At 64.3% G+C, this 17,141-nt stretch carries 16 protein-coding genes, 2 tRNA genes and 2 pseudogenes; 7 read left to right on the forward strand and 13 right to left on the reverse strand.

All coding sequences use genetic code 11. The features are described from left to right. Positions 1-198, forward strand: a pseudogene (gene groEL / locus YUU_RS51850) (chaperonin GroEL); the annotation flags it as partial. A gap of 155 nt (positions 199-353) precedes the next feature. Here the strand turns inward: groEL and YUU_RS51855 are convergent. From YUU_RS51855 to YUU_RS0127535, 6 genes and pseudogenes are all read right to left on the reverse strand, one after another. Further along, positions 354-640, reverse strand: a pseudogene (locus YUU_RS51855) (GIY-YIG nuclease family protein). A gap of 99 nt (positions 641-739) precedes the next feature. Continuing rightward, positions 740-1,486, reverse strand: a complete 747-nt coding sequence (gene lepB / locus YUU_RS0127515; RefSeq protein ID WP_027525284.1) for a signal peptidase I — start codon at positions 1,484-1,486, stop codon at positions 740-742. A 142-nt stretch (positions 1,487-1,628) separates the two neighbouring features. Further along, on the reverse strand, positions 1,629-2,780 hold the full coding sequence (locus YUU_RS0127520; RefSeq protein ID WP_027525285.1) for a slipin family protein: 1,152 nt from the start codon (positions 2,778-2,780) through the stop codon (positions 1,629-1,631). Positions 2,781-3,120: 340 nt separating this feature from the next. Further along, a tRNA-Lys gene (locus YUU_RS0127525) sits at positions 3,121-3,184 on the reverse strand. Between the two features lie 6 nt (positions 3,185-3,190). After that, positions 3,191-3,262 (reverse strand) — tRNA-Leu (locus YUU_RS0127530). A gap of 183 nt (positions 3,263-3,445) precedes the next feature. After that, positions 3,446-4,285 carry a LysR family transcriptional regulator gene (locus YUU_RS0127535; RefSeq protein WP_027525286.1) on the reverse strand — a complete coding sequence of 280 codons (840 nt, stop codon included), beginning with the start codon at positions 4,283-4,285 and terminating at the stop codon, positions 3,446-3,448. 129 nt (positions 4,286-4,414) lie between these two features. On the opposite strand from YUU_RS0127535, the gene YUU_RS0127540 reads away from it, so the two are divergent. Both YUU_RS0127540 and YUU_RS0127545 read left to right on the forward strand, forming a co-directional pair. Beyond that, positions 4,415-5,008 carry a cysteine hydrolase family protein gene (locus tag YUU_RS0127540; protein ID WP_027525287.1) on the forward strand — a complete coding sequence of 198 codons (594 nt, stop codon included), beginning with the start codon at positions 4,415-4,417 and terminating at the stop codon, positions 5,006-5,008. 29 nt (positions 5,009-5,037) lie between these two features. Beyond that, a complete protein-coding gene (locus YUU_RS0127545) occupies positions 5,038-5,667 on the forward strand; it encodes a glutathione binding-like protein (RefSeq protein ID WP_027525288.1) in 630 nt (209 codons plus the stop codon). Between the two features lie 4 nt (positions 5,668-5,671). Here YUU_RS0127545 and YUU_RS0127550 read toward each other — a convergent pair whose 3' ends face one another. Then, positions 5,672-6,832 (reverse strand): DUF2778 domain-containing protein, encoded by a 1,161-nt coding sequence (locus YUU_RS0127550; protein ID WP_371260508.1) that lies wholly within the window; start codon positions 6,830-6,832, stop codon positions 5,672-5,674. 572 nt (positions 6,833-7,404) lie between these two features. On the opposite strand from YUU_RS0127550, the gene YUU_RS0127555 reads away from it, so the two are divergent. Continuing rightward, entirely contained in the window at positions 7,405-7,944 is a 540-nt protein-coding gene (locus YUU_RS0127555) for a FecR domain-containing protein (protein WP_027525290.1), read from the forward strand. A 49-nt stretch (positions 7,945-7,993) separates the two neighbouring features. Beyond that, the gene (locus tag YUU_RS51860; protein ID WP_035663496.1) at positions 7,994-9,970 is read left to right on the forward strand and encodes a CHASE2 domain-containing protein; all 1,977 of its coding nucleotides are present in this window, start codon (positions 7,994-7,996) and stop codon (positions 9,968-9,970) included. On the opposite strand, the gene YUU_RS0127565 is transcribed toward YUU_RS51860, so the two are convergent. The 6 genes from YUU_RS0127565 to YUU_RS0127590 form a co-directional block, all read right to left on the reverse strand. Further along, positions 9,898-11,400 (reverse strand): glycosyltransferase family 39 protein, encoded by a 1,503-nt coding sequence (locus tag YUU_RS0127565; RefSeq protein ID WP_027525291.1) that lies wholly within the window; start codon positions 11,398-11,400, stop codon positions 9,898-9,900. The genes YUU_RS51860 and YUU_RS0127565 overlap by 73 nt on opposite strands. Positions 11,401-11,406: 6 nt before the next feature. Further along, positions 11,407-12,552, reverse strand: a complete 1,146-nt coding sequence (locus YUU_RS0127570) for a glycosyltransferase family 2 protein (RefSeq protein ID WP_027525292.1) — start codon at positions 12,550-12,552, stop codon at positions 11,407-11,409. A 229-nt stretch (positions 12,553-12,781) separates the two neighbouring features. After that, complete coding sequence (locus YUU_RS0127575; protein ID WP_027525293.1) at positions 12,782-12,985, reverse strand: hypothetical protein; 204 nt, start codon at positions 12,983-12,985, stop codon at positions 12,782-12,784. A 93-nt stretch (positions 12,986-13,078) separates the two neighbouring features. Next, positions 13,079-13,441, reverse strand: coding sequence for a hypothetical protein (locus tag YUU_RS0127580; RefSeq protein ID WP_027525294.1), 363 nt, complete (start codon positions 13,439-13,441; stop codon positions 13,079-13,081). Positions 13,442-13,953: 512 nt separating this feature from the next. Then, positions 13,954-14,466: an Lrp/AsnC family transcriptional regulator gene (locus YUU_RS0127585; RefSeq protein WP_051389911.1), complete on the reverse strand. Its 513-nt coding sequence runs from the start codon at positions 14,464-14,466 to the stop codon at positions 13,954-13,956. Positions 14,467-14,609: 143 nt separating this feature from the next. After that, a complete protein-coding gene (locus YUU_RS0127590) occupies positions 14,610-14,834 on the reverse strand; it encodes a hypothetical protein (RefSeq protein ID WP_027525296.1) in 225 nt (74 codons plus the stop codon). Between the two features lie 29 nt (positions 14,835-14,863). Here YUU_RS0127590 and YUU_RS0127595 point away from each other — a divergent pair, with 29 nt between their 5' ends. Both YUU_RS0127595 and YUU_RS0127600 read left to right on the forward strand, forming a co-directional pair. Beyond that, positions 14,864-16,123 carry a 3-methyl-2-oxobutanoate dehydrogenase (2-methylpropanoyl-transferring) subunit alpha gene (locus YUU_RS0127595; protein ID WP_035663515.1) on the forward strand — a complete coding sequence of 420 codons (1,260 nt, stop codon included), beginning with the start codon at positions 14,864-14,866 and terminating at the stop codon, positions 16,121-16,123. Positions 16,124-16,126: 3 nt separating this feature from the next. Next, positions 16,127-17,140 carry an alpha-ketoacid dehydrogenase subunit beta gene (locus YUU_RS0127600; RefSeq protein ID WP_027525298.1) on the forward strand — a complete coding sequence of 338 codons (1,014 nt, stop codon included), beginning with the start codon at positions 16,127-16,129 and terminating at the stop codon, positions 17,138-17,140. Position 17,141: the final 1 nt, after the last annotated feature.

Consider the following 17,141-nt stretch of genomic DNA (forward strand, 5'->3'; position numbering starts at 1 on the left):
CAGACCGGCGAGTACGGCAACCTCGTCACCAAGGGCATCATCGACCCGACCAAGGTCGTGCGCACCGCGATCCAGAACGCCTCCTCCGTGGCGGCGCTGCTGATCACCACCGAGGCCATGGTCGCCGAGCTGCCGAAGAAGGCCGCTGCCGGCCCCGCCATGCCCCCGGGCGGCGGCATGGGCGGCATGGACTTCTGATCCAGCCGTTCTGGCAAACTCAAGAAATGCGAAACCCCGGCAGCGATGCCGGGGTTTTTGTTTTTATGCGCACTTTCTCCGCCCGTCATTCCGGGGCGCGCGAAGCGCGAGCTATGATGCGCAATTGCGCATCTGAGAATCCATAACCACGAACGTCAGTTGGTTATCCCGGAATAGAGATCGTCCCAGTTCGGGTTCTGCTCCTCGATCAGCCGCGTCTTCCAATCGCGCCGCCACTTCTTGAGCTCCTTCTCGCGCGCGATGGCATCGCTGCGTCATCGTAGACCTCAAACAGCACGAGCTTGTCGACGCCGTACTTTGTCGTGAAGCCGGGAACGGCTTTCGTTTTGTGCTCGCAAACGCAGCGTACGAGGTCGTTGGTCACGTCGATGTTGAGCGTGCCGTGCTTCTTGCTCGCGAGGATGTAGACGTAGTAGGCCATTGCAAGCGCCTGGGGTTATGGATTCTCAGATGCGCAATTGCGCATCATAGCTCGCGCTTCGCGCGCCCCGGAATGACAGCTGAGAGAGCTGCAGCCCCCTCACCTCACCACCTTCCAGAACCGCTCCATGCGCGGGTCGCCGTCCTCGTCCATCGACCAGAAGATGCGGCTGACGCGGCCGACGAGATTGTCCATCGGCACGTAGCCGATCGAGGTCATCACGCGGCTGTCGGTCGAGCTGTCCCTGTTGTCGCCGAGCACGAAGACGTGGCCGGCCGGCACGGTGAAGACGAGCGTGTTGTCGTAGAGGCCGTTGTCGATGCAGTCATAGGTCTCGTAGCTCACGCCGTTCGGCAGCGTCTCGCGCCAGCGCTTCACTCTTGCGCGATCGAGGCCGCACACGTTGGTGCTGGGGGAATCCTTCAACCGCTCGCGCGCAACCGGGCGGTCGTTGATGACGAGCTCGCCCTCCTGCATCTGGATGCGGTCGCCGGGCAGCCCCACCACGCGCTTGATGTAGTCGACGTTCGAATCCATCCCTGAGCAAAACACCACGATGTCGCCGCGCACGGGATCGGATGCGGAGATGCGCCCCGAGAACAAGGGTAGTGCATAGGGAAAGGAGTAGCGGCCGTAGCCATAGGCATACTTGCTGGCGAGGACGTAATCGCCCGTTAGCAGCGCCGGCGCCATCGAGCCGGAGGGGATGCTGAACGGCTCGAACAGGAAGAAGCGAAACACGAGCGGCGGCGACCACAGCACCGGGATCAACAGAATCAGGATCAGAACCGCCTTCCATTCACTGGATCGCGGCTTCGGACGAACGGATTCTTGAAGAGTGGTCATAATCCTGCCCGCGATACCTTCGAACGCGTCGAGACTGTCGCGCGGCTCGGCGCACGCAATACTCGCCTCACCTTGGTCGCAGTGTCCCTGCACTTCGTTCACCGGATAAACGAAAGGCCGCCCGTGGGCGGCCTTTCTGACGTCACGCGCTCTCGGGCGCCTTCAGGCGCACCAGCCGGGTGAGCAGGGCATCGAGGCCCTCGCCGTCACCGGCATGGAGGTCGATGCGGCCGACCTTCTCGACCAGCCGCTCCAGCGACTCCAGCTCCTTGAGCCGCAGCAGCAGGGGGTTCTCCTCCATCAGGCGGGCGGTGTTCAGAAGCGAACGCGTCGCCGCGGTCTCTTCCTGCCGGCGGATCAGGTTCGCCTTCGCGACCCGCTCCGCCTCCACCACCTTGTTCACCAGCTCCCGGATTTCGCCGGGCAGGATCACATCCTTGACGCCGAGCTCGGTGACCTCGACGCCGGATACCGCGACGCGTGCGCGCACATAGTCGCGCAGCTCCGCATCCAGCGCCGCCTTCGCCGACAGCACCTCGTCCAGCGTTCGGCCCGCCACCGCCTCGCGGATCGCGAACTGCACCAGGCGGTACAGCCACGCATCCACGTCGGGCACGGTCGCAACCGTCCGCTCGGGATCGACGATCCTGCGGAACGCCGTCAGCGTCACCCGCAGCGCGATGCGATCCTTGGTCAGCATCTCCTGCGCGGTGATCTCGACCGCCTGGGGCCGCAGGTCGAGGCGCTTCACCTCGATCTTGCGGCCGACGGTCCAGAAGGCGTGCCGGCCGGGCGCAAGCCGCTCCACGAGCCGGCCCTCGACATAGAGCAGGCCCGCCTCGTGGTTCTCGACCACCGTCTCGCTCACGACGGTCGAACGATTGCGCTCGATCATGGTCAGGTGCCGCGCATCGACCTGGGGATCGCGCGACACATCGATGCGCTCGACATCGATGCGGGTTGCGACCTTCCAGTAGACGCGCACCTGCCAGGGCGTCATCAGGTGCACGGGCCGCCCGTCAAGGCTGACGATGGCGATCTCGTCCGCCTTGGTCTCGACCGCCTCGAACAGCTCGGCGGCAAGATCAGGCCGTGCGGCCTTCAGCACCGCGTAGCGATCCGCGGAGAATTCCGCGCGCACGACGTCGAACAGCTCGGCCCTGAGCTCGTGCAGGGGATCGAACAGGCGATGCCGACCGGGCGCAAGCACGCGCACGAGCTGCCCGTTGCGCGTGAGCAACGCACGCTCGCCATCCTTCACCGTCACGTTCAGCATCAGCAAATGCCAGCTCATGGCACGCCTCCATCATGTTGCCCTCCGGCCAGACGCGGCCGGACGGCGGGTTTCGTTTGCAAAGGACGTGAGGACGCGGACGACGCTTCCTGAGAAATCGGCGGGCCGGGGCTTGAGCTTGCGTGATGACGGGCGCACGCGCGCAATCGCCCGACGTGTGTCGAGCGGTCGCACGGAGCCACCCGGCATCGGCGCAAGCGGTATCTACCCGCGGCGCAAAGCCGGTCTCACAGTGTCGTTGTGCGGACGGAAAGCCTTTCGGCAAAACGGCCGGACTGCGACTGAAGCGCGCGTCCGGTCCCCTTCAGAGGAATCAGCTTTCTAGGCTGAAACGGAGCGCTGGAGCGGGATTCGAACCCGCGTCACGATGATTAAACGTCATCTGCTCTACCACTGAGCTATCCTTTGGTTGGTACAAGAAATCGGAATCGAACCGATGCCTTCGGATTTTACCCCGACGCTCTCCATGAGCTACATCCTGCATCTTCGTTCGGCGGAACACGAAACCGGAGACCGGCCCGCGCCAGTCGGGTCTCAGAGAGCCCGAACACATGGCCAACGCGAAGGAGCGCGCTCATAAGGCAAGCCGAGCTCGATTGCAAGCGTGATTCTTGCGACAATTTGAATTCGGCGCGCGAAGCCGCGAGATTGGTCGCCGGAAGCCGTTAGCTTTTCGCGAAATCCTTGAAGCAGGAGCGCACCCACTCGATCGTCAGACGCGTTGCGGGATCGCGCTTGAGGTGGTTTTGCACCAGCAGCCAGACGTCGCGGCGCCGGGGAAGCAAGGTGGCGCGCAGGCTGCGATCGGCGAGCAACGCCTCGCAGCTGTATTCGGGCAGCACGCCGATCACCTGATGCGACTGGATCAGGGTGCGCATGACGCGGATGTTGTCGGTGACGCAGCGCGCATTCTTCAGCCGCTTCGCGCGCAAGAATTGCGCCTCGGGGATCGCGTCGAGCTCGTCCGGATAGCCGCACACGATCGGGTCGATGTCGCTCCGATCCGCCGGCTCGAAGAAATACAGGCGCACGTCGGCGAGCTTCGAAATCGTGAAATCGCCCTTATCGGGCTTGCGCAGGCGAATGGCCAGATCGGCCTGCCAGCGCGAGAATTTCACATTCTCGCTCGAGGTGAGGAATTGCAGCGTCAGCCCGGGATTGTCGCGCAGAAAAGCTTGCGCGCGCGGCGCCAGCAGCTCCTCGGCGACCGTATTGGTGGAAGCGATACGCAAGCGGCCGACTGCACCGGGCTCGCTCTCGCCGATGCGATCGATCGCGGCGATATGCGCCGCCATGGCCTTGACGTGCTCGAGCACCGCTTCGCAATGGCGGGTCGGCCGGCGCAATCCGTCGACCGCCTCGAACAGGGGCACGCCGAGGTCGCGCTGGATCCGGGCGAGCCTGCGCCCGACCGTGGTCTCATCGATGCGCAGCCGTGCGCTGGCACCGGCATAGGTGCCCTCCTCCCGCACGGCCGCGATGATGCGGAGATCGTCCCAGTTCATGCAGCCATTTAGCACGCACGGCGCCACGCCTGCAAATTCGCAGCCATATGCTGCAATATTCCTGCACAATAGCAGGCGGGAGCTGCGCTAGGTTTTGTCGATCTGACGTCACCGAAAGGCAGCCTCACCATGACCGCTCCCAAGACCCTGCTCGAACTCGCCGGCGCCGATTTGAGCCTGCCCCGGCTCGGCGAGAGCTGTCTCGTCCTGATCGATCTCCAGAACGAATATCGCGCAGGCCCGCTGGCGCTGCCCGATGCGGAGGCGGCCATCGCGCGCGCGGCGCAACTGTTGGCCCGCGCGCGGCAGAGCGGTGCGGCGATCCTCCATATCGCGCACAAGGGCCGATCGGGCGGCCTGTTCGACCGCGAGGCGGAGCGCGGCGCGATCATTGCGAGCCTGGCGCCGCTCGCAACCGAGCCGGTGATCGAAAAGGCGCTGCCGAATGCGTTTGCCGGCACTGACCTGCAAGCACGGCTTGCCGCGACCGGGCGCAAGAACATCGTCATCGCGGGTTTCATGACCCACATGTGCGTCAGCTCGAGCGCGCGCGCCGCGCTCGATCTCGGTCTGCGCACCACGATTGCCTCGGATGCCTGCGCGACGCGCGACCTGCCTGACGGCCGCGGCGGCACGATCGCAGCCAGAACCGTTCATGACGTTGCACTCGCCGAACTGTCTGACCGCTTTGCCATCATCGCGCGCAGCGATGCGTTGATCTGATCAAATCCGAACACGGAGCATATCAACACATGCTGCAGCTCTTCTTCCGGCCAATGGCCTGCTCGCTCGCAAGCCGTATTGCGTTGATGGAGGCTGGCATCGAGGCGCGCTATCACCTCGTCGATCTCTGGACCAAGAAGGTCGTGGACGACGGCAGCGACTTCCGTAGCGTTTCGCCAAAAGGCGCCGTGCCGGTGCTGGTCCTGGAGAATGGCGAACGGCTGACCGAGAGCGCAGCGGTGCTGCAATATATCGCCGACTTGAAGCCTGAGCTCGGTCTCGCGCCGCGGCCCGGCGATCCCGATCGCTATCGCCTGCAGGAGTGGCTCAGCTTCATCGGCGCCGAGATCCACAAGGCGTTCCTGTTTCCGAGCTTCTGGTACAAGGACGAGGCGTCGCTTGCGAAGCCGCGTGCAAGAATCGGACAGACACTATCGATGCCCGCCACGCATCTCGCCGAGCGCGAATTCCTGGTCAGCGACCGCTTCACCGTTGCGGATGCGCATCTCACCTGGGCCTTGCTGCTGCTCCGTCCCGCAGGCGTCGACATTGCGCAATGGCCGTCGCTGGTCAGCTATCTCGCCCGCATGCAGGCGCGGCCCGCGGTGCGGGACGCGATTGCGACCGAAATGGCGCTGCGCAAGACAGTGACGGCTTAAGGTCTCACTCCACCCGCGCGAGCACGGCGAGCTTGCGGATGCCCCTGTTGCGGTAGGCATCAAGGAAGGCCGAGTAGTCGCGGAACGACACGCAGCCGTTGGAATCGCCGTTGGGTCCGAGCATGAAGGTGTGCGCGAGCAGGCCGTCGCGGCCGTAGATCGCGTTCTCGCCGCCGATCGGCGTCAGCCGCAACGCCGGTACGCCGTGGAACAGCGCCTCGCGCGGCTTCAGCGTATAGATGTGCGGCGGCGTCACGCCGCGCATGCGGACACGCGAGGAGTGCGGATCGTCGAGATTCGAGCCGAGGCCGGAATGCGCCTCGAGCTTCGTGCCGTCGGGCAGATACACCGTCTTGGCGGTGATGTCGTAGACCGCCGTGTCGCGGTCATAGGGCGGCGCACCGCCGAGCATCGGGTTCTGCTCCTTCGGCGCGATGCTCGCGGTCACACTCGCATCGGCTGAAGCGTAAGCAAGCAGGCCGCCTGACGGCTCGCGCTTGCCCCAGAGCTTCTCGACCATCGACTGCCGCGGCCCGGTGATCGCCATGACCGCCGCCTTCGCGCGATCGGCGAAAGACTTGGGCTTCGCCTCTGGCACGCGCGCGGTCTCGGCCGGCTCGGCCGAGGCAAGCTGCACCGGCGCATCTGCGCCGCGCTTGGCCTTTGCGGCGTCTGCGATCTTGGCGGGGCCTTGCGCCTTCGGCGCTTCCGCGACCTTCACAGGCGCGGCGGGCTTCGCGGTCTCCTTGGCGTCGGCAACGTTCGTGGCGGGCGCCTGCGGCGCCGCGCTCGCCGCGTTGGACGCCACGCTCTGCGGGGCTGCGGCGGCAAAACGCTCGTTGAACATTTCGCGGGTCATCGGCGTGACCACCCGCCCGCGATCGGGCAGCATCGCAAAAACTTCCCTGACCGCTTCGCCGGCCTCGCGCAGCGCGACCTTCGGCGCACGCTTGATCACGGGCTCGTCGTAGCCGGCGGTGCCAACGGTCGGATAGACGTTCGCGCCGAAGACGTTGTTGTAGACGGTCCAGCCGGCGCCCAGCACGAGGCAGCCGATCGCGGCGGCGCCGACGATGGTCTGGGTGGTCACTTTCCGGGAAGACTTCCGAGAATTCTTCTTGGACTTCCGTGCCGCGTTACTTTGCGCAGCGATACTCGTACTCATTCGCCTTGCGTCCAGGACGGTGTCACTCAGTCCCCCTTCGAAGTGCCGCTGCTGGTCACGGTCCGAGAGCTGCATCTCGCAGAGGGTCGGAGCGTCATTAAGGCGACTTTTAGTTAAATGCGGATTAAGTTCGGGCGGATATGGGGCATCCCGCAAAGGCTGTCCCATTTCGGGAAAAAGTCCGCAGAATTACGGACTTAGACGAAGTTGTTAACCATATTTCTCGACCGGTTTGGCGCGATGATCTGCCCCCTCCGGTCACATCTCATGACGCATCCAACCACGGCCTTTTCGTGATCTTGAACGCCGCCGGATCATAGCGACGGAGCGTTGCGCGAGGCTGGCGGACTCCTCTGATGCGACACGCGATGCGCCGGCTGACATCGGTCTCATCGCGCGCCGAACGCCCACGCTACACGGCGCGCTGACCCAGAGTTGATTGCTCACGATCTGGAAAAGAGCCCAGCGACAAAATAGGTCCCATCTCGGCACTTTTCGGCAGCCTCTGCGCGTGATACGGTACCGTATCAAGATCGCCTTGAAATGTGCCGAGCACGCCAATGGAGGCTGGCATGAGAAGGGTCGCACACGCCGGATTTTGGTCTCTGGCGTCGTCGTTCTTGTTGATCGGACAGGCTGTCGCGCAGCCTGCCGGCGCGGGTTGCACGTCATCGCCGTCGGCCGCGGGAACGCAGACCGCTCATACGCAGACTTGGCGCTGCGACAACGGCATCACGATCGTTGCGGAAAATGGCGCCAGATTTGAACTTAAGGACGCCAACCGCGACGGACATATCGACTCGGTCGAGTTGAGCAGCAAGGCACTGCTGGTCGAAGTTCCCAAGAAGCCCCGCGGCAATCCCTTCAAGGTGCTGACGCCGCAGGCGATCGCCGCGGTGCGCGGCACGAGATGGGCCGTCGATGCCGCCGACGGCAGCAAGACGTCCGTATTCGTCGCCGACGGACGTGTCGGCGTCAGCCGCAGGGCTCGCGGACGGGCCGTCGTGCTCGGACCGGGCGAAGGCGTCGACGTCGAGGCGACCAGCATGGCGGAGGTCAAGCGCTGGGGCCAGCCACGCATCGACGCCTTGATGGCAAGACTCGGACAATAAGACTCGGACAATAGAGGTTCGGACAATAGGTGACGGCAGAACGAAGGGTATGAGTAGCCGACGTGTTCAGATCCTGGTTGCGCTCGTCCTCACTGCGCTGTGGGGCGCCGCCATTTACGTCGCTCACGCGAACGGCCATCTGCGGTTTCTCGATCGTCTCGAGGCGACGCTGACGGACTTGCGAACCTTGGCGCGCGGCGCGCAGCCTCCGCCCGATCTCGTCACCATCGTTGCGATCGACGACACCGTCGTGAAGCGCGGCGGCCGTTATCCGCTTCCCCGCGCCGACCTCGCGCGCGTCGTCGATGCCGTCGCGCAGTTCAAGCCGAAGGTGATTGCCGTCGACCTCCTGCTGGTCGATCCAGGCGCCAGACTCGGCGATGCCATGCTGGCGCGTTCGCTCGCTGCCGGCCCAACGGTGCTTGCCGCCGCGGCGATCTTTCCAACCACCAGCGATACCGTGGCAAGGAGCAGCGAAGGGCCGCTCGCCGCCCTGCCCCAGGCCGAGCGTTTCCTGCTGCCGCTGCCGGCCTTCGCCGATCACGCCGAGGTCGGCATCGTCAATGTTGCGACGGGGCAGTCCGGCTCCCCGCTCTCGGTCCCGATGCTGTTCCGGACCGGCGACAAGGTTGAGCTGTCGTTTCCGCTGCGTGTTGCGAGCCGCGCGCTCGGCCAGCCGCTGACGATTGCGCCCGATCACCTGATGCTCGGCGATCGCACGGTTTCGACCGACACCGACTTTTCGCTACCGATTACATATTACGGCCCGCGCCGCACGATCCGCACGTTGAGCGCGCAGAACGTGTTCGACGGCACGCTCGATCGCGGGACAATCGAGAACCGGATCGTCGTGATCGGCGCATCGGTGTCCGGCGGCGGCGATTTCTTCCCGACGCCGTTCGACGCCCTGATGCCCGGCGTCGAGGTCGTCTCGACCGCGATCACGCACCTCGTCGCCGGCGACGGCATCGTGCGCGACCGCAAGGTTCATGTCGCGGACGCATTCGCCGCGATCCTGCTGCCAATGGTCCTGGTGGGTCTGCTTGCCTGGCGGCGCAGCGCGATCGGCCTCATTGCTGCCGTGGTGGTGGTGATGGCGTGGGCCGCTCTCAACCTGTTCGCGTTCACGCACGGTATCTGGCTCAACGCCGCAACCACGCTCGCGGCCGCGGTGCCGCCGGTTGCGATCTTTACCGGCGTGCAATTGTGGGCGGGCAGCCGCAGGACGCAGTACCTGACAGCAAAGAGCAGATCGTTGGCGCAATTCCAGGCACTCGCCGTACAGGAGTGGCTGGCGCGCGATCCCGATTTCCTCAGCGAGCCGGTTCGCCAGAATGCCGCCATCGTCTTCATCGACCTCTCCGGCTTCACTGCGCTCAGCGAACGGCTTGATCCGGACACGCTTCGCGAGCTGCTCAAGGCGTTTCATGCGCTGGTCGACAAGACGGCGGTCTCGTCCGGTGGAATGATCACCGGCTTCCTCGGCGACGGCGCCATGATCCTGTTCGGCCTGCCGCGCCCAACGCCTGACGACGCTGCGCGTGCCGTCAAATGCTCGCTCGAGCTGCACCGCGTTGTGAAAGACTGGATGGCATCGCTGCCAGCACCATACAGGGATCAGCTCGGCTTCAAGATCGGCGCGCATTTTGGTCCGATCGTCGCCTCGCGCCTCGGCGGAAGCCACCAGCACATCACCGCGACAGGCGACAACGTCAACGTGGCGAACCGGTTGATGGAGGTCGCCGCCCAGCACGATGCGCGGCTCGCGTTCAGCGATACCCTGCTGGACGCGGCCGACTTCCACGGTGATCCCCACGGCATTCTGACGGGACCGTTGCAGACGAAGGTTCGTGGCCGCGCCAGTGCGGTCACCGTCTGGTTCTGGCACGAAGAGCAGCAGCCGGGACAGACCGCGACTGAGGCCGACGCTGCGGGCTGCGAGCTCGAAACCCGTTACCGGGCTTCCGGCGGCGGCGAACGGTCGAGAACATCGCCTCTGGCGCCCTCCAGCAAATCGATCCCGTAGGTCTCGACGACAAACGGCCCCCGCTTGCGCTGCAATTCCGCAACGCGCGTCACCTGCGCGAAGATCTCGTTGAAGAAGGGGTGACCGCCGGCGCGGAGTTCGTCGACATAGAGCAGCTTGCCGGCCAAGAGTTTCGGATCGGGCTCGCCCATGTTGACCCAGCGGATACGCTGGTCCCGCTGGACCACGCAGGTGCCGGGCGGCAGATAGAAGGCGAGCCAGGCGGTGGTGCCGTAGTCCGGCGCCAGGATGCAGGTCGCGTCGGTCTTCGCGCGGACCGCCTCGATCTCGGATGCGAGCGCGCGCCAGCCGACGCCGACGCTGCGCACGGTGGCGTCGCGGCGATAGCCGGACAGCCAGCCGGTATTGGCCTGCACGATGAGGGCCGCAAACATCGCGATGCCGGCGGGGGCCGCCCATTTCAGACAGAATGCGACAAGGTCCTGCTGTCGCGGCTTCCATCGCGCGATGTGGGCGGCGACCGCGGCCGCGACCGCGAAGGCAGGGTAGACCGGCGCGAACCAGTTCGCCTCGACGCGGGCATGCAGCGAATGCCAGACGAAATAGGCGACGATGGTCCAGAACATCGCCTCGATCAGCACGCGCGAGGCCAGCGCGCCGGCCCGTCGCCAGGTCAGCGCGTGCAGGCCCATCGCACCGAGGATGAAGACCAGGGGTGTTGCGAACGCGATCTGAGTCGGGATCAGCTCGGCGATGAAGACCGGACGGAAGTCCTCGATCCTCGCGCGCCCGAGCTGCTTTGCGAACGAGACCCAGTGATGATCCGCATTCCAGAGGATCACCGGCGAGAACAGCGCGAGCGCAACGAGGCCGCCGAGATAGGGCCAGGGCGACAGGAACCAGCGCCGCAGCTTCGGCACCGCCGCGAGCCAGATCAGGATCGCGGCGCCAAAGAACATCGCGGTGTACTTTGACAGCAGCGCCGCACCGACGGCCGCTCCGACCGCAAGCCACCATGCGCCGCGGCCGGTCTCCAGAACCTTGGCCAGGAAGAACAGCACGAAGCTGGAAGCAACCAGCAGCGGCGCATCCGGTGTCACGATCAGCGTACCGATGGAAGCCATCATGGTCACGTTGAGCAGAATGGCGCTGGTTGCGGCCACGCGCGCGCCGCCGAACAGGATCGCGGCGGCGCGGTAGACCGCATAGCTCATCGGCAGCGCGAGCAGGACCGAGACCAGCCGCACGCCGAGCTCGGTGTCCCCCGCGATCATGGTGCCGGCGCGGATGACATAGGCGACCATCGGCGGGTGGTCGTAGTAGCCGCCCGCCAGGCTATTCGACCACATCCAGTAATAGGCTTCGTCGAAGGTGATCGGCGTTAAGGCGGCAGCGACCAGCCGCAGCACGACGAGCGCGATGATCATCAGCGCGGTGTTACGGACGATCCGCGCGTCGGCCCCGCCCATGATGCGCTATTTCTTGCGCCAGACGAACAGTCCGGACATCGCGTAGTTCCACACCACGCCCATCAGCGCGCCGGCCATGCCGGCAAGCCACCAGATCGGCTCCTGGTCGTAGACCGAAAAGGCGACGCCGACATTGGCGAACAGGCCGACGCTACAGACGATGTAGAAGGCGATCAGGCCGCGCACGATCGCAAAGCCTTTCAGCCGCTGGTCGCGATAGGTGAGGAAGTTGTTGAGGATGAAGTTGCTGGTCATGGCGACGAGCGCGCCGGAGGCCTGCGCCTCCGCGAACGGCGCCTTGAAGATCTCGAGGGCGATGAAAAGCGTCGTGAGATGCACGACGAGGCCGATGCCGCCGACCATCGCGAACAGAAGGAAGCGCAGCGACACCGCGTCGTTGGTCAGCTTCGCCAGCACGAGGCCCAGGAAATCGAGCGCGACCATGGAATCGAGCTTGCTCTCGCCATGCTGGCGCGCGCCGAAGGTGTAGGGAATTTCGACGGTGCGCAAGCCGCCGCGCGCGGACGCGACGACATCGAGCAGGATCTTGAAGCCATGCACCGAGAGTTTTGGCGCCAGTTGCTCGAAGCGGTCGGTGCGGATCATGAAGAAGCCGCTCATGGGGTCGGCGATCTCGACCTGCAGCACCTGCCTGGCGACTTCGGTCGCAAGCGCGCTGGCGCCGGCGCGCTGCTTGTTGAAGCCTTCGCTCTTGTAGCCCTCGATGTAGCGGCTGCCGACGACGAGTTCGGCCTGCCCGCTCGCGAGCAGCGAGAGCATCTTCGGCAGTTGCGTCTCGTCATGCTGGAGATCGGCGTCGATCACGGCCGCATAGGGCGCGCTTGAGGCCAGAATGCCTTCGATGCAGGCGCCCGACAGGCCGCGGCGGCCGATGCGGCGGATGCAGCGCACGCGGCTGTCGCGCCTGGCGAGCGCGCGCACCACGTCCCAGGTTCCGTCGGGCGAATTGTCGTCGACGAACACCACCTCCCAGGCGATGCCGGCCAGAGTGTCCTCCAGCCGCCGGTACAGGACCGTGACGTTGTCACGCTCGTTGAAGGTGGGGACGACGACGGACAGCTCTGGCGACCGCGGACCCGATTGCGGGGCCTGGGGCAGGGTCTCGGGGGCTGGTCTGATCGCTTCGTTCATGACGGTGAGCGTATATCCGCCGCGTCCTGCGATGCCAAGCCGGGGTTTTGAGGGGAGCGCACCCAAAAAAGGGGTACAAAAATGCCAACGACCCCAGAATAACGAGCCGCGCGTACATCCGGCGCAGCCCAAGCTATTCCAAGGTCGTCCCGGCGCCGGAGCGGTGAGCTGCAACGTCGCCGTTATCAGCTAGATAGGAACGTCACTGGCCCTCCGCAAGAGGGCCGGCTTATTGGTTTGGCACTTCGCGGATGACCGGTCCGCGCGGAGCAGGCGCGGCCGGAGCCGCGGGTGCCGCGGCCGCAGGCTGGGCCGCCGCCTTCGGCTTCGGCGGCTTGCCGTATTGGCCGATGGGCCCGAACACGACGGCAACCGCCAGCACGATAGCTGCGACGATCGCGCCAAAAATGCCTCCGACCGACTCAGACGTCATCCTGCCCGTTCCCGCTCCGGTGAGCCCTTCTGATATCACGGAAGCGCAGCCAGCCGGAAGGGCCGCAGGTTCCGACGGTTAATTCGCAGCCAGCTAGCGCTGAGGTGTCCTGTGCTTGGCGAAGGCCGTCACGATGTCCTTCTGCGCCGATTCTACCGCCCTGTTCGCGGTCGCGAGATGAGCGCCAGCATCGATGTTGGGATATTGCATCGTCAGATAGTCGAGCAACGCCACCCGGTAATACTGCCGCTCTGAGGGACAGGCGCCGGCGACCGAGCGGGAAAAATCCTGTTCCGAGAGGCCCTGATTGCTGTCGCGTGAATATTCCCGCGCCAGGCAGTGCCAGTAGTCGTCGCGGCCCTGGATCGCCAGCTTGTGCGCCCCTCCAGCATCATCGTCATCGGCAACGGCAGCAGACGTCATCATGACCAGCGCCAGTGCGATCAGCATCCGCATCTTGTTCTCCTGTTATCGCGGTCGAATTCGATGTCAATCGAAGACCGGTTCGCCCTGAGTTTTTACTGTCAGCTGGATTGTGCGACCCCTTGCGGCGAAATGTTTTTCCGCAGATGGCGTCATCATTTTGTGGCCAGCACTCCGACGGAATTGCTTCTGCATTCAGCACTCCCCCGCGCAGGTGCTTTCCCATTGCCCTCCCCTTCGATCCACAGATGCGCGCTCTTCGCAAGGGACTGATCGACGCTGGATTGAGGGTAAACCAATAAGACGAAGAGCTAGCTTGTCACGAGGTTTACGCGCTATGACGCCGACGACAAGCCGATATTGTCGGCCGATTCCTTCTATGTGATCGTCAAGAAGGATGGGTGCTGGTGAGCGCTGGTGCGATCAAGCTATGTCGGCATCACCGGCAAGAAGACCGCTTTCTGACGAACCCCACTCTCTCAACTGGAACGCAAGGAGCAGACGTCACATTGTGTGACGTCTTCTCATCGCCGCGGCGCATTTGACTAGACCTGCACCGAGGTCAGTTTCTTCAGGCAGCGTAGCGCAAACGACGACCGGCTGTGGCGGATGCCTGGGATGCGATAGAGCTTTTCGCGCAGAAACCGCTCGTAGCCGGCGGTGCTTTCAACGGCGACCTTCACGACGTAATCGTAATCGCCGGTGGTGAGATAGGCTTCGATCACTTCCGGCAAACTCGTGAGCAGTTGACCGAAACGTTCGAGCGCCTCCTCGTCGTGGCGATCGAGCGTCACCTCTATGATGACCGTTTCAGGCAGGCCGAGCTTGTCCTGATTGAGCAGCGCGACGTAGCCATCGATATAGCCCTGCGTCTCGAGGCGCTTCAGTCTATTCCAGCATGGTGTGGTGGAGAGGCCAATCCGGTCGGCGAGTTGCGCCGTGGTCAGGCGCGCATCCTGCTGCAAGGCGCGCAGGATCTTGCGATCGATCTCGTCGAGCCGAAGCGCATCCTTGCGCGGAGCCTTGACTGGCCCTGTGGCATGTCGGACTGGCGCCATACCAAGAACTCCATTCTGAGCCTATGGCCAATGTGCAGAAAATATATATCACATCTTCGCAGGATACCCAGATCAAAAGAACAACAATCCCGAACTTTGCCAGTACGATATACTAACAAAACGAGACACATGCGGTGTATTTTCTAGAGCTCCAGACCAGCGATATGCACGCCGCACTCGGCCGCCTGCTCGACCAGACGCGCGTCGCGGGACTTCGGCTCGTTGCCGTCAGCGCTCGGGCCGAAGCGAACGAATGCCGTATCTCGGCTTCCATAGACATTGATGATCGCGACGTCATCGACCGGCTCGCTCGCCGCGTCGACGCATTGTTCTGCATCGATGCAATTGAGGTGAGAGGTGAATGCCAATGCCCGAACCCAACCTCATGCGTGACGCCATGATCCCGCGGGGCGAGGCGGTTCAATCCGCGGAGCATGCGCCCCTGAAACTGCACGTGCCGGAGCCCGCGGTGCGCCCAGGCGGCACGCCCGATTTCTCGAACATCCGGATTCCCCGCGCAGGCCAGGTCGACCGTCCCGAAATCGACGTGGACTCCGAGGCGATCCGCGACCTCGCCTTCTCTGTCATCCGCGTGCTCAACCGCGAGGGCAAAGCAGTCGGTCCATGGGCGGGCACACTTTCTGACAGCGAATTGCTCGAGGGCCTTCGGCACATGATGACCTTGCGCGCGTTCGATGCGCGCATGCAAATGGCGCAGCGCCAGGGCAAGACGTCTTTCTACATGCAGCATATGGGCGAAGAGGCCGTGAGCTGCGCTTTCCGCAAGGCGCTCCTGCCGGGCGACATGAATTTTCCGACCTACCGCCAGGCGGGACTTCTGATCGCCGGTGGCTACTCGCTGGTCGACATGGCCAACCAGATCTACTCGAACACGCACGATCCCCTGAAGGGACGTCAGCTGCCCGTGATGTATTCCTCACGGCAGCACGGCTTCTTCTCGATCTCCGGCAATCTCGCTACCCAGTACATCCAGGCTGTAGGCTGGGCGATGGCATCTGCGATCAAGAACGATACCAAGATCGCCGTTGCGTGGATCGGCGACGGCGCAACCGCCGAGTCCGACTTCCACGCGGCGCTGGTGTTCGCTTCGACCTATCGCGCGCCGGTCGTGCTCAACATCGTCAACAATCAGTGGGCCATCTCGACCTTCCAGGGCATCGCACGCGGCGGCTCCGGCACGTTCGCGGCACGCGGTCTTGGCTTCGGCATTCCGGCGCTGCGCGTCGACGGCAACGATTACCTTGCGGTCCATGCGGTCGCGAAATGGGCCTGCGAGCGTGCACGCCGCAATCTCGGCCCGACCCTGATCGAGCACGTGACCTATCGCGTCGGCGCGCATTCCACCTCCGACGATCCCGCGGGCTATCGGCCGAAGACGGAATCCGAGGCATGGCCGTTGGGCGATCCCGTGATCCGGCTCAAGAACCATTTGATCGTTCGCGGTGTCTGGTCGGAGGAACGGCATAAGCAGACGGAGGCCGAGATCCTCGACACCGTGACCTCGGCACAGAAGGAGGCCGAAAGCTACGGCACGCTTCATTCCGAGCAACGTCCATCTGCGCGCGACATGTTCGAGGGCGTATTCGCGGCGATGCCGCCGCATCTGCGCCGCCAGCGCCAGGAAGCGGGAGTCTGAAACGTGCCACGGCGGACAATGATCGAAGCGATCCGGGACGCCATGGACGTGATGATGTCGCGCGATGACGATGTCGTCGTGTTCGGCGAGGACGTCGGCTATTTCGGCGGGGTATTCCGGGCAAGCCAGGGCCTGCAGGCGAAATATGGCACGAACCGTTGTTTCGATACGCCGATCAGCGAGCTCGGCATCGTCGGCATCGCCGTCGGCATGGCCGCTTACGGCCTGAAACCCTGTGTCGAAATCCAGTTCGCGGATTACATGTATCCGGCCTACGACCAGATCGTCTCCGAGGCGGCGCGGCTGCGCTATCGCTCCAACGGCCAGTTCACCTGCCCCCTTGTGGTGCGGATGCCGACCGGTGGCGGCATTTTCGGCGGCCAGACGCATAGTCAGAGCCCGGAAGCGTTGTTCACCCATGTCTGCGGTATCAAGACGGTGGTGCCCTCGAATCCCCGCGACGCCAAGGGTCTTCTGATCTCGGCTATCGAGGACCCCGATCCCGTGATCTTCCTCGAGCCGAAGCGGCTCTATAACGGCCCATTCGACGGCCATCATGATCGGCCGGTCACGCCATGGTCGAAGCACGATCTCGGTGAGGTCGACGACGGACATTTTGCCATTCCGCTCGGCAGCGCCGCGATCCGCCGGCCGGGCAAAGCCGTCACCATTCTCGCCTATGGGACGATGGTGCACGTCGCCGAAACTGCGGCAACCGAAACCGGTGTCGACGCCGAGATCATCGATCTTCGCACACTGCTGCCGCTCGATCTCGATACCATCGAAAGCTCCGTCAAGAAGACCGGACGTTGCGTGATCGTGCACGAGGCGACACTGACCTCAGGTTTCGGTGCCGAGCTCTGCGCACTCGTTCAGACGCGATGCTTCTATCATCTGGAAGCGCCGATCGCGCGTGTCGCCGGCTGGGACACGCCATACCCGCACGCGCAGGAATGGGACTACTTCCCCGGACCCGCGCGGATCGGCCGTGCGCTGATCGAAACGCTGGAGGCGTGAG

This window comes from Bradyrhizobium sp. Ec3.3, assembly GCF_000472925.1.
In the GTDB taxonomy this organism is placed as follows: domain Bacteria; phylum Pseudomonadota; class Alphaproteobacteria; order Rhizobiales; family Xanthobacteraceae; genus Bradyrhizobium.

Coding starts and splice junctions, on each gene's coding strand:
- lepB (WP_027525284.1), bottom strand. CDS start 1,486: ATGACCACTCTTCAAGAATCCGTTCGTCCGAAGCCGCGATCCAGTGAA.
- YUU_RS0127520 (WP_027525285.1), bottom strand. CDS start 2,780: ATGAGCTGGCATTTGCTGATGCTGAACGTGACGGTGAAGGATGGCGAG.
- YUU_RS0127535 (WP_027525286.1), bottom strand. CDS start 4,285: ATGAACTGGGACGATCTCCGCATCATCGCGGCCGTGCGGGAGGAGGGC.
- YUU_RS0127540 (WP_027525287.1), top strand. CDS start 4,415: ATGACCGCTCCCAAGACCCTGCTCGAACTCGCCGGCGCCGATTTGAGC.
- YUU_RS0127545 (WP_027525288.1), top strand. CDS start 5,038: ATGCTGCAGCTCTTCTTCCGGCCAATGGCCTGCTCGCTCGCAAGCCGT.
- YUU_RS0127550 (WP_371260508.1), bottom strand. CDS start 6,832: ATGAGTACGAGTATCGCTGCGCAAAGTAACGCGGCACGGAAGTCCAAG.
- YUU_RS0127555 (WP_027525290.1), top strand. CDS start 7,405: ATGAGAAGGGTCGCACACGCCGGATTTTGGTCTCTGGCGTCGTCGTTC.
- YUU_RS51860 (WP_035663496.1), top strand. CDS start 7,994: ATGAGTAGCCGACGTGTTCAGATCCTGGTTGCGCTCGTCCTCACTGCG.
- YUU_RS0127565 (WP_027525291.1), bottom strand. CDS start 11,400: ATGGGCGGGGCCGACGCGCGGATCGTCCGTAACACCGCGCTGATGATC.
- YUU_RS0127570 (WP_027525292.1), bottom strand. CDS start 12,552: ATGAACGAAGCGATCAGACCAGCCCCCGAGACCCTGCCCCAGGCCCCG.
- YUU_RS0127575 (WP_027525293.1), bottom strand. CDS start 12,985: ATGACGTCTGAGTCGGTCGGAGGCATTTTTGGCGCGATCGTCGCAGCT.
- YUU_RS0127580 (WP_027525294.1), bottom strand. CDS start 13,441: ATGCGGATGCTGATCGCACTGGCGCTGGTCATGATGACGTCTGCTGCC.
- YUU_RS0127585 (WP_051389911.1), bottom strand. CDS start 14,466: ATGGCGCCAGTCCGACATGCCACAGGGCCAGTCAAGGCTCCGCGCAAG.
- YUU_RS0127595 (WP_035663515.1), top strand. CDS start 14,864: ATGATCCCGCGGGGCGAGGCGGTTCAATCCGCGGAGCATGCGCCCCTG.